10 protein-coding genes and 1 other RNA gene are annotated in these 12072 nt (G+C 42.4%); 3 read left to right on the top strand and 8 right to left on the bottom strand.

What is annotated here, in order from left to right; all coding sequences use genetic code 11:
* Positions 1-384: 384 nt before the first annotated feature.
* The 4 genes from AC3CAU_RS13410 to ssrA all read right to left on the bottom strand — a co-directional run bounded on the left by AC3CAU_RS13410 (position 385) and on the right by ssrA (position 3733).
* Positions 385-1614: a tyrosine-type recombinase/integrase gene (locus tag AC3CAU_RS13410; protein WP_287166222.1), complete on the bottom strand. Its 1230-nt coding sequence runs from the start codon at positions 1612-1614 to the stop codon at positions 385-387.
* Positions 1611-2090: a hypothetical protein gene (locus AC3CAU_RS13405; protein ID WP_287166220.1), complete on the bottom strand. Its 480-nt coding sequence runs from the start codon at positions 2088-2090 to the stop codon at positions 1611-1613. Before AC3CAU_RS13405 ends, AC3CAU_RS13410 begins: the two co-directional genes overlap by 4 nt.
* Positions 2080-3198 (bottom strand): protein kinase domain-containing protein, encoded by a 1119-nt coding sequence (locus AC3CAU_RS13400; protein ID WP_447053532.1) that lies wholly within the window; start codon positions 3196-3198, stop codon positions 2080-2082. Before AC3CAU_RS13400 ends, AC3CAU_RS13405 begins: the two co-directional genes overlap by 11 nt.
* Before the next feature lie 176 nt (positions 3199-3374).
* Positions 3375-3733, bottom strand: a transfer-messenger RNA (tmRNA) gene (gene ssrA, locus AC3CAU_RS13395).
* A gap of 131 nt (positions 3734-3864) precedes the next feature.
* On the opposite strand from ssrA, the gene glpK reads away from it, so the two are divergent.
* A complete protein-coding gene (gene glpK, locus AC3CAU_RS13390; protein WP_447053533.1) occupies positions 3865-5349 on the top strand; it encodes a glycerol kinase GlpK in 1485 nt (494 codons plus the stop codon).
* 73 nt (positions 5350-5422) lie between these two features.
* On the opposite strand, the gene AC3CAU_RS13385 is transcribed toward glpK, so the two are convergent.
* The 3 genes from AC3CAU_RS13385 to AC3CAU_RS13375 all read right to left on the bottom strand — a co-directional run bounded on the left by AC3CAU_RS13385 (position 5423) and on the right by AC3CAU_RS13375 (position 8902).
* On the bottom strand, positions 5423-6958 hold the full coding sequence (locus tag AC3CAU_RS13385; RefSeq protein ID WP_447053534.1) for a DHA2 family efflux MFS transporter permease subunit: 1536 nt from the start codon (positions 6956-6958) through the stop codon (positions 5423-5425).
* A gap of 6 nt (positions 6959-6964) precedes the next feature.
* Complete coding sequence (locus tag AC3CAU_RS13380; RefSeq protein WP_447053535.1) at positions 6965-8116, bottom strand: HlyD family secretion protein; 1152 nt, start codon at positions 8114-8116, stop codon at positions 6965-6967.
* Between the two features lie 288 nt (positions 8117-8404).
* Positions 8405-8902: a thioesterase family protein gene (locus tag AC3CAU_RS13375; RefSeq protein ID WP_131214184.1), complete on the bottom strand. Its 498-nt coding sequence runs from the start codon at positions 8900-8902 to the stop codon at positions 8405-8407.
* 106 nt (positions 8903-9008) lie between these two features.
* On the opposite strand from AC3CAU_RS13375, the gene hemB reads away from it, so the two are divergent.
* Together hemB and thiO are read left to right on the top strand one after the other, a co-directional pair.
* A complete protein-coding gene (hemB, locus tag AC3CAU_RS13370; protein ID WP_447053536.1) occupies positions 9009-10022 on the top strand; it encodes a porphobilinogen synthase in 1014 nt (337 codons plus the stop codon).
* A gap of 18 nt (positions 10023-10040) precedes the next feature.
* Positions 10041-11162 carry a glycine oxidase ThiO gene (gene thiO / locus AC3CAU_RS13365; protein WP_447053537.1) on the top strand — a complete coding sequence of 374 codons (1122 nt, stop codon included), beginning with the start codon at positions 10041-10043 and terminating at the stop codon, positions 11160-11162.
* On the opposite strand, the gene AC3CAU_RS13360 is transcribed toward thiO, so the two are convergent.
* Entirely contained in the window at positions 11148-12056 is a 909-nt protein-coding gene (locus AC3CAU_RS13360; protein WP_447053538.1) for a TIGR01777 family oxidoreductase, read from the bottom strand. The two genes, thiO and AC3CAU_RS13360, sit on opposite strands and share 15 nt — an antisense overlap.
* Positions 12057-12072: the final 16 nt, after the last annotated feature.

The raw sequence follows: 12072 nt of genomic DNA, 5'->3' as shown, positions 1-12072 counted from the left end.
GAATTGGGCATTGGACTTTCGGGGATCAACCTAGACTTAGCAAACTGAATATAAATGATATTTAATTATAATTGTGTATGTTTGGGTAAGTAGTGTGACAAGATATGTCGCAATAGAAATATACGAATCGCAAACTATCGCAAGTGAATCGCAAGCCATTTGCGAAGTTCAATGTTATATGTAGCAAGGCATACAAAGCCAATTCGCAAAATCGCAAGGTTTCTAGGGAAATATAAAATATATCCACTAAGCCACTATGCCAGTGCTTAAAATACGGCAGTGCTTAATGAAATCCCTGTGATACAAAGGCTTACAAGGTGATTAAGCCATTAAGCCGCGCTTCTGTAGGAAATATATAAAATACAGAATGAATGGCGAGTAATGTCACTTAGTCTTTTTAAATTGGATAATGCTCTGGTCCGCAATTTCTTCTAAATAATTGGCATACCACTGCATCATATTTGCCCTGTCATCTAAATATTGGGCTTTGTTATATACCCCTGCTACGCCGTCCTTAACATGGGCCAAAGCAGATTCAATATGACGCTCATCAAAGCCACGGTTATTTAGTAGTGTACTGGCTATATGCCTAAATCCATGTGGTGTCTGTCTGCCCTCAAATCCCATACGGCGCAAAGCCATGATAAAAACTGTATCTGACTTAGGCTTACTCTTATCGGATCTACTTGGGAATAAATACTCAGAATTGGTTTCATAGGTTTTTAATTCATTGAGTATGGCAATGGCTTGCTTAGGCAAAGGCACAACATGCTCACGGCGTTTCTTCATGCGTTCCTCAGGGATATTCCACAAACCTTGTTCTAGATCGAACTCAGTCCATTTAGCGCCCCTTAGCTCAGTAGGACGGCAAAACAGCATAGCTAAAAGCTGTAAGCCCATACGGACATCCATAGTCGGGTAATTATTAATAGCTCGGATTAAGGTGGGCAACTCCGCCTCACTCACATGGGCCATATTCTCTTTTTTGCCCTGCTGTAGATACTTCTGAATGCCCTCTAATGGGTTGTAATCAATTCGCCCTGTGACCTTTGCATAATCATAAATATCACGGCACATGGCTCGAACTCGGCTTACCTGTTCATAGATACCCTGCTTCTGCTGAATACCTTTTAAATGATTCATCCACTCAATAGGTTTTATGCTGGTGTACAAGCGTTTACCAAAAACAGGGAATACATGCTTTTCTAATGCTCCCTTATTTCGGGTCATGGTGTCAGGAACCCATGTATTTACTTTGGTTTCTAACCACTCACGTGCCAGTACTTCAAAGGTAGCATTATTGTGGTCCAGCTCTTGGCGTTTGCGTTCCTGCTTGGTAATGATTGGATTATCGCCGTGGGATATATCTAAAATAATCTCGGATGCTTTCTTTCTGGCGCCTTTACCCGACAATTCAGGGTAAGTACCGATACCAAGCCATGACCACTTGCCATCAGCTTTTTTATACCTGAATAGCCACGCTTTTTTACCATCAGGCTTTACACGGAAATACAGGCCATCGCCGTCTAACTCCCGATATTCTTTTAATTCAGGTTCAAGGTTAGCAAGTACGGTATCTGACAAAGGGCGACGTTTGATATCTGTTCTTTTCATGCATCCTCCAAAAGAAAGCTGTGGCAATAAGCCATAACTTCACCTGAAAAACTTACAGGAATAGATTCGGGATTATTTGTTAATTGATATTCAGCATTTTCTAAAAGTTGATAAATATCCTCTTTAGTCAATTCGCCTTTGGTATGTTGCAAATCCTCAATATCAACAAACAAGTCTTCAATTTTTAAGCTATATATAAATTGGGAGTCATTAGGAAATGAAATTCTTTTTACAATGCAACTATTGTATTGGGCATATTTATTCACACTTTCTCGTGTAATACCTATAAATATAGTGCTTGATCGAGCTTTAATACCAAATTTATGTTCAAACCAATCATCAATAATAATATGTTCTCGGACTGGCATATTTGTAGGTCGACGAGTTCCCTCTAAATATATGTTTTTATGCTTACCATTTGAAATAGGACTTCCAAAAGCTCTATAAAATTTAAATTCTGAAAAATTATCCCTCATTTTCTAGCATATCCTCTAAACGTGTCATACCTTTTCTATCCAAATAAAAATAACCATCCCGAATAAAAGAAAGATACTCCGTTGCATCTAGATCTTGACGTAGTTCATACCCCTTAAAATTTATTAAAGATAAAATTAGGCCAACATCACCATCACCAGTACGTTGAGTCGGATTAACTCTCAATAAGTAATGAAAAATATGTTCTAATACTTTGGATTGCCTATGTTGTAAATCATAAAATTTACTTGCAATTTTATGGCCAATATCCATTTGAAAATGATTTCTATGCACTTCATGTACATAATCCTTAATATCTTCAAATTCAAATACATTTTCATTAAAAAAAATTTTAAATCCTATTAAACCTAAGGCCCATGAATCATAATTCCATGATTTATCAAATATATGATTTTGATTTTCCCTATAGCGTCTAAGATATTCTGGCGGGGTAGCATAAAGTGAAGTAGTTAATCTTCTCATATTACTTGTTTGTAATTTTATTAAGTCTTCTATTTCTAGATCACTGACTGTTGTAACGTATGATGAGTAACTTTCGCCAAAATCAACAACCTTAATTCCTGTATTGAATGGTTTAGTAGATAAATCTTTATATTCAAAAGAGTTATCTAACACCATAATATTTGATGGATGTAAATCTCTGTGAACTAGCCAGTTACTTAATGGTATTAGTGCATTCGTCACCCTATGAAACAGTTGAACTTTTTCCTCAATAGTTTTATTAGCATAAGTTTCAATTACCTCTTCCAGTGACTGTCCCTCTAGCCATTCCAGAACTAGATAACCGCCCAAATGATTTTTAAATAACTTAGCATCATAAAGTTCAATAACAGCATTTTCATCATATACAAACCCTTGACGTGCAATAAGTCTATGAATTGCTATTTCATTTCTAAATTTTAAAATTTCGATTTCATGTCTAGGTAATAAAAGAAATTTAATGAAAACTTCTTTTTTTAAAGTATAGCTATAAGCTTTATAGGAATGAGAATTCCCACCATGGTTGAGGGCTTTAATTAGTTTATATTTCCTACTAAAACCATTTTCCCCTAACCCCTTTAATAACTTTTTTAAAATTTTAATTTTCACATGTACACCAGCGAGTTCAATAAATATTGCAATGTACATGACAGTGTACACGGCGTATGTACACTATAGCTAGTTATGTTTGGGTATGTTCAGGCAAGAAAAAAGGCTTGATCCCTTTAGAATCAAGCCTTTCATCTACTATTTAAAACATATTTGGGTATGTTTTGTTAGGAATTTGGTGGAGGTGGCGGGAGTTGAACCCGCGTCCGCCAGCATTACGCTCGAGAATACTACATGCTTAGATATCGTCTATTGTTTTAACTCTTTGTGACCCGACGAACAGGATACAAATCGCGATCCTCTTAATTTAGTATAAAGCCCCGAGGCTTGACTTTATACGGCCTTGTGTGCGTGCGCTTCAGTCGGTCTCTCTAACCACAAGTATTCGGAGAGGCGGACAAGCTGCCCTTAGGCAGCTAGAGCGTATGATTCGTCGTTTGCGACTAAAAAATGCAAATTTGATTTACGAGAGAAAATGCGCTCTCGGCATGCATCTATGAGTTTCATCACCAGCGTCGAAGCCAGAAACACCCCCAAAGTACAAAGCAATCATAGCATAAATGTCAAAAATTACGACCTCTTTTCTAAACATTTACACAACTAGATGCGCTTAATGACATTATTGCGCTAATATTTTACTTTTCAAGCCTAATAACAGAAAAAATTATGAGCTATTTACTTGCACTCGATCAGGGGACGACCTCAAGTCGTGCGATTATTTTCAACGAACTTGGACAAGTTCAGGCAACCGCTCAACGTGAAACCCATATCAAAACACCACATTCAGGTTGGGTTGAGCAAGATGCCCAAGAAATCTGGACTACACAGATCGCAGTCGTACAACAAGCACTTGCCTCTGCTCACATTCTTGCTAAAGACATTAAAGCCATTGGGCTGACCAACCAACGCGAAACAACCATAGTATGGGACAAGCGTAATAGTCAGCCACTCGCTCCTGCCATTATTTGGCAAGACCGTCGCGCAACCGAATGGTGCAACCAACTCACCCAACAAAATTTACTCGATACAATTCAGCATAAAACCGGTTTACGCATAGACCCCTATTTCAGTGCCGGCAAACTGGTATGGTTATTGGAAAATGTAAATGGCTTACGCGAACTTGCCGAACAAGGGCATGTCGCGTTTGGCACGGTCGATAGCTGGCTGATGTGGAACTTAACCCAAGGTAGTAAACACATTATTGAAGCCAGTAATGCTTCACGTACCATGTTGATGAATCTGCAAACTCAAGCGTGGGATGAGGAACTGCTTGAGCTGTTTAATATTCCTCACTCAGTTTTACCCAAAATTATTTCATCCGATAGCTATATTGCTGATACTGCCACCGGTTTACTGGGTGCCAACATCCCAATTACCGGTATTTTGGGCGATCAGCAATCTGCGCTTTTTGGTCAATCCTGTTTTGATGTAGGTACGGCGAAAAATACCTACGGTACCGGTTGCTTCATGCTATTTAATACCGGTCATCAAGTTCAATTTAGCCAAAATAAATTACTCAGTACACTTGCATGGCAATGCCAAAATCAAACCTGCTATGCACTGGAAGGCAGCGTGTTTATGGCAGGCGCCATTGTGCAATGGCTACGTGATGGTTTAGGGATTATTCAAAACAGCAGCGAGGTTGAAAAACTGGCTTGCCAAGTGGGTGATACTGACGGCGTAGTTCTGGTACCTGCTTTTACCGGACTCGGCGCGCCACATTGGGACAGTGAGGCTCGTGCCCTGCTTTGCGGGATGTCTCGCGGAACCAATAAAGGTCATATCGCGCGTGCAGCCTTGGAGTCGATTGCTTTTCAGGTGTCCGATGTGCTGATGGCCATGCAGGCAGACATTAGCCATCCTTTAAAAGAATTACGCGTAGATGGGGGTGCCAGTCGCAATGATATGCTGATGCAATTCCAGGCAGATATTCTTAATGTTCCGGTACTGCGTCCTAAAATGCTGGAATCAACTGCATGGGGTGCGGCAGCAATGGCGGGTTTAAAGGCAGGCGTATTTTCTAATTTGTCAGAGATTTCCGAATCTTGGCAGCTAGATCGGGCATTTGAGCCAAATATGAATACGGATCAGCGTCAAAGTCGTTTAACTCAGTGGCAAACGGCTTTAAAGCGGTCACGATCGGATATATAAGGTTAATGGCAATATTCTTTATCTTAAAAGCCGCTGAATTCAGCGGCTTTTTTTATGTCATGAATGCTGAGCATTAATGCACGTGACTACCGCCCCCCGTACCCAATTTGGGTCGTGGTGCGAGCCAGACGATTAAAGCCGCAAAAACAAAAACCATCGCTAAAATCAAAAATACATGGTTGGCTGATAAAGTTAGAGCTTCCTTATCGACCAGACTTGATATATAGCCCAATGCCCCTTGTGAACTCACCCCAGCTTGTGTCAGGGTATTTTGTACTTCATCCACATGTAAGTTGGAAACCATTTCACTACGTGCAACTTTGGCATGGTCATCCCAAAGCGTTACGGCAATGGAAGCACCGATTGCCCCGGCCATGGTACGTAAGAAATTCATTAAGCCGGCAGCAGATGCCATTTCATGTGGCTGTACCGAAGCCAGCGCCATATTGGATAAAGGAATAAAGAAAAATGGCACAGCAAAGCCTTGTAGAATTTGTGGCCATGCCAATGCCATAAAATCAGCATCAGTCGTCCAGAAAGCACGCATCAAGGTCACTACCGCCAGAAGACTTAAACCAAAACTGGCTAAAATCCTTTGGTCGTACTTGGTCGCCATTTTTGCCACAATCGGGGACATGAGCAAACTACCAAAGCCCATGGTCGCAGTGAGATAACCTGCCCATGTTGCGGTATAGCCCAAGTTAATCTGTACCCATTGTGGAATCAATACAATACTGGAGAAGAATGCCCCAAAGGCAAAGGCTAAAGACAAGACCGAGAAAGTAAAACCGCGATATCTAAAAATCTGGATATTGACGACAGGATGCTGTTCAGTCATTTCCCAGATAATAAACAGAACTAATCCGACTACGGTTATCACAGCCAAGACACAAATGAAGGTACTGTTAAACCAGTCATTTTCATGTCCAAGATCGAGCATCAACTGTAATGCACCAATCCACAAAATCAGTAAAAACAGTCCAATGGTATCAATTCTGATTTTTGAAATTAACGTTTCCGCAGGTTTTAACAAGCGCAATGCGGCAATCGCACAGAAAATTCCGACTGGAATATTAATAAAGAAAATCCAGTGCCAAGACAGATTATCACTAATCGCACCACCCAAAATTGGACCCAAAATCGGTCCAACCACAGTGGTCATCGCCCACATGCCCATGGCTTGTGATTGCTTTTCCGGAGGGAAAATGCGCATTAACAAGGTCTGACTGAGCGGCATGATCGGCCCACCAAACAGGCCTTGTCCAATTCGGCAAAAGACCAGCATTTCCAAACTGGTAGATAATCCACACAGAATAGAAAAAACTGTAAAGCCAATCAGACTGATCACAAACAGTCGCACCGCACCAAAACGCCCGGCCAGCCATCCGGTCAGCGGGACACAAATCGCTTCCGCAACCGCATAGGAGGTAATCACCCAAGTCCCCTGGGAACTGGAAACCGCCAGACTGCCGGTAATATGCGGCACGGAGACATTGGCAATGGTCATGTCCAGAACCACCATAAAATTGGCCAGAGCCAATACAAAGGCAGCAAGGATCAGGCGCCCCCCTTTCAGGTCGCCAAATGGCACATAGTTACTATTATTCATAAGCGACTACTTCGAAGCGAGGTTAATTTTCACTTCCATCGACAAGCCTACACGTAATGGATGTCCAGCCAGTTCTTTAGGATCAAGGGCAATACGCACCGGTAAACGCTGAACCACTTTAATCCAGTTACCCGTCGCATTTTGCGCAGGAATTAAGGCAAATGCTGACCCTGTACCACCTGAAAAGCCAACCACTGTGCCATGAAACTCAACATCATCACCATATAAATCAGAAGTTAAAGTAGCTTTCTGCCCGGGTTGCACTTTTGTCAGCTGACTTTCTTTAAAGTTGGCATCGACATACAGTTTATGAATCGGTACCAGCATCATTAACACGGTACCTGCGGCAACACGCTGTCCCACCTGAATATTACGGCGGGTGATTACGCCGTCAAACGGTGCTTTAATTTCAGTACGTTCCAAATCAAGCAAAGCCTGTTTCAGTTTTGCCTGAGCAATTAGCACATCCGGAGTTGAAGTTTCATTACTGCCGCGAATCAGCGCTTCATTTGCAGCTAAAGTACTTTGTGCCGCTTTTTGACTGGATTGTGCCTGAGCCAAGCCGGCTTTAGCCAAATCCAGACCGGCTTGAGCATTATTCACGGCACTTTGTGCAGTGCTGAGTTCTTCTTTCGAAATCGCACCTGATGCACTTAATTTACTACGACGCGCCAAATCATCCTGCGCCTTATTAAATTCAGCTTGTGCTTTAGCCACCTGCGCCTCTGCACTATGAATACCGTCATCACTGACAAACACTTGTGAATTTAATGCACTGCTATTGGCTTGCGTCTGCTTGTATTGACGTTTTGCTTTCATCAATTCTGCTTGCGCCTGTGCAACCGCAATTTCTGCATCACGATTGTCGACCCGGACCAAGACATCGCCCTGTTTGACCTGTTGCGTGTCACTGACCAGAACTTGCCCAACCTGACCATTCACCATTGAGGTGATCGAAGCGGTTTCTGCACCGACATAGGCATTATCGGTAGTGACTGAATGATTTAAAAATAATGCCCAGATTGCATATAAGATCACTGCAATAATAAAGATCATCGCGACAATACTTAAGGCTTTCTTGCGTTTTGCTTTTGCAACAGTGTCCGAAATTTCTTTGTCTGGCTGTGTTTCTGGCAGGGTATTTTGAGCATCTGTCATCGATTATTCCTAAATCCAGCAGACTTGGTCATTACCCATCATATATGTCGTTCTGATTGATCTGAAACGAACAGCTATGCAAGACAAATGAATGTCATGAGATGGTGTCGATGAGAAAGTCATTTCTTGTTTAATATTGACGACACATTTTAATGACAAAAAATCATGATGTGATAATAAAAATGTAACTCACCAGTTTTTAAAAATAATTTCGGCACTGAATTTTCATTCAATGCCGAATATTTAATTCACTTCTTTTGAGTTTAAATGACCAAGCTTAAACTGAACTTAATAAGCATAAGAAGCAATCGCAGTGGCAATCGGCTTGTCTTCATCATTGATCAAAGTCATGCGCATAGTGCAGCCCTTACGTCCTAAACGTAAGGTTTCAGCACGGGCAATAAAATATTTTCCACGACCTGGAGCTAAATAATCGACCCGCATATCAACAGTTGCCAAACGAGTCACTTTTTTAATGGTATCCGGCAGGTCATTCGCTTCTGCTTTTTTATATAACTCGCCCATCGCAACAATGCCGCCAATACTATCCAGAATAGTTGCAGCCACACCGCCGTGTAAAATTTGAAAGGCAACATTGCCAATCATAAAAGGCTGCATTTCAATATAGGCTTCAATTTGTCCATCCACAACACGCATGACCATCTCGTTATGTTTGAAGTAAGGAGAACTATTGAATGCATGACACAACTGTTTCAGGACCACATCAATATCCACTTTCGTGCCTAAATGTATGTTACCGGTCCAATTTTTCTCTACTTGTGTCATAGTCTGCCCGAATACCTTAATTTGAGAAATAGCTATTAACTTTTGCCCCAAAATTTGATTCTAGGGCTACAATAGCCATAGTTTAATACTGATCATTGAGATTGTTATGACTTATACGTTCAATCGCCCTGCATTTCCTGCCACCCGTATGCGCCGAATTCGAAAAAATGACAAATTACGGTCTATGGTAAGTGAAACCCAGTTGACGACCGATCATCTCATTTACCCAGTATTCGTACTTCCGGGCCAAAACCAGACCCAAGATATTCCAAGTATGCCGAAGGTTCAGCGACTTTCTGCTGACCTGCTGTTAAAAAAATCAGAACGCCTGCTGGAATTGGGAGTTTCTAAACTCGCTTTATTCCCGGTAACGCCGCAGGAAGATAAAAGCCTCACTGCTGAAGCTGCCTGGCATGAAGATGGCTTGGTTCAAAACACCATTCGCCTGCTGAAAAAAGAATTGCCTGAAATGGTGCTGATCACTGACGGCGCACTCGACCCTTATACCACGCACGGTCAAGACGGCATTATTGATGACACGGGTTATGTTTTAAATGAAGAAACGGTTGATTGTCTGATTAAACAGGCTTTAAGTCATGCTGAAGCTGGTGCAGATGTGGTTGCACCCAGTGATATGATGGATGGCCGTATTGGTTCGATTCGTAATGCGCTTGAAGCGCATGGTCATATCTACACCAGTATCATGGCGTACTCGGCTAAATATGCGTCTAGCTTCTATGGGCCTTTCCGTGATGCGGTGGGTTCATCCAGCAACCTGAAAGGTGGCAACAAATACAATTACCAGATGGATATCGGCAACCGCGCTGAAGCCTTGCATGAAATTGCATTGGATATTCAGGAAGGTGCAGACATGGTGATTGTGAAACCGGGTATGCCTTATCTCGATATCGTGCGTGAAGCAAAAGATACTTTTGGTATACCCACTTTCGTTTATCAAGTCAGCGGTGAATACGCGATGCTGGTCGGTGCCATTCAAAATGGCTGGTTATCAGAAGATGTGATTATTGAATCGCTGATGAGTTGCCGCCGTGCCGGTGCCGATGGCATCTGGACTTACTTCGCTGAAGAAGCTGCGCTTAAACTGAAAAACATGAAATAAGGAATAGTGGTTTAAGCGATGAAAGTTGCCATTATTGGAGCAGGTATTAGCGGTCTATTGTCTGCTTTAGAGCTTGTGGAACAGGGATGCTCCGTGATTATTTTCGATCAGCAACAAGCGGGAAAAGCAGCCTCCTGGGCCGGTGGCGGTATTCTCTCGCCTATGTATCCTTGGCGCTATCCACGTGCGGTAAATCAATTGGCGCAACACGGTAAATCGCTATATTTAGAATGGAATAAGAAATTAGCACCGATCACGGGCATTGATTTTGAAATTCATAATACCGGTATGCTGATTCTAGATGAAAGCGATTTTGATATCGGACAGCGTTATGCCGAGCAGTTTGATGAACCGATGCAGCAATGCCAACTTTTACAACAGCCGCAACTTCAGCAGATCAATCCGCATCTTTCAGGGCAATTTAGCCAAGCGCTGTATTTTTCGCAGCTATCTAATGTCCGTAATCCACGTCTGCTCAAATCCATTATCCGTTATTTAAAACAGCACCCGCAGGTACAATTCTATGAAAATACCTGGGTGGATCATTTTCATATTCAACAGCAGCGCGTGACTTCCATTCAGACCCAATCTGGCCAACAGATTCAGGCCGACCAGATCGTCATTGCCACAGGTGCATGGTCCGCGCACTGGTCGCAGCAATTGAATATGAGCATTCCGGTCAACCCCGTTCAGGGACAAATGCTGCTGTTTAAAACACCTGAACAGTGGTTGCCAACCATTTGCATGAATAAGGTGATGTACTTGATTCCACGTCAGGACGGGCATGTAGTCTGTGGCTCCAGTATGGATGAACTGGGTTTTGAACATCGACCGAATATTCATACCCAACAGACTATTTACAAAGCCTGTCTGGAAATGGTGCCGGAACTTGAGCGTTTTCCAATTGCGAAACAATGGGCAGGACTCAGACCAAGTTCACCTACTGGTGTGCCCTATATTGGGAAAATGCCAGAGTTTGATAATCTATGGGCCAACTTCGGACATTTCCGTAATGGTCTGTGTATGGGGCCTGCCTCGGCACGTTTATTACGACAGCTGATACTTGAGCAGCCCACCTTTGTAGATCCTGCCGCTTTTGGTACGCAGAGACTAAGACCTGAAGCTTTAGCTGCTCGCTAGAATATCGGCCAGAGCCAGTTTTAACGTAGGATATTTAAACTCGAATCCTAGCTCCTGCAGTGCTTTCGGTTGTACATATTGACCGTTTAAAACCAGTTGTGATTGTTCGCCCAGCATCCCCTTCAAAACAAAAGCCGGTAAACAGCATAAAGGTTTACGATGCAGCTGCTGTGCAGCGGTTTGAGCAAATTGTGCTTGGGTCATTTTTTCTGGGCAGACCACATTAAAAATTTGTGAGCTGGTTTCTTTTGTCAGGAGGAACTCAATCACGCGCAATACATCTTGAACATGCACCCATACCACCGGTTGCCGACCATGTCCGATACGCCCCACCATATTCAGTTTAATCGGCAACAGCATACGTGGAAGAATGCCCCCCTTCTTTGCAAACACAATTCCGAAGCGCACAATTTTGGTATTTTGTTGCTGAAAACTTAATGCCGCCTGTTCCCATAACTGACACAGTTCCGACATAAAAATAGATTGTGGGGCAGACTGTTCGGTACACATGGTTGACCATTGTTCACTCGGGTCAATACCGTAATAGCCCACTGCAGAACCGGAGATAATACGTTTCGGAAAAATCTGTCTTTTTTCTAAGTATCTGTAAAGCTGGTGGGTAACTTCAACCCGACTCTGAATGAGTTGCTGCTTTCTTTTTGCGGTCCAGCGTGACTGGCCAATATTTTCACCCGCTAGGTTAATCACATAATCAATCCGGTCCGTTTTAAGTTCCTCCAGACTTTGAACCCAGCTCAGATCAGGATGATTGGAAATCTTGTTTTTCTGACGTGTCAGACCAATCACTGCGTAATCACGCGACAATAAATAAGGCAATAGATGCGAACCAATAAAACCACTTGCACCCGTTACCAGTACGTTTTCTTTTAGCATTCGACTACCTCACTGT

The sequence above is a fragment of the Acinetobacter sp. GG23 genome, from assembly GCF_057766365.1.
This window is presented reverse-complemented; position numbering and strand designations above follow the sequence as displayed.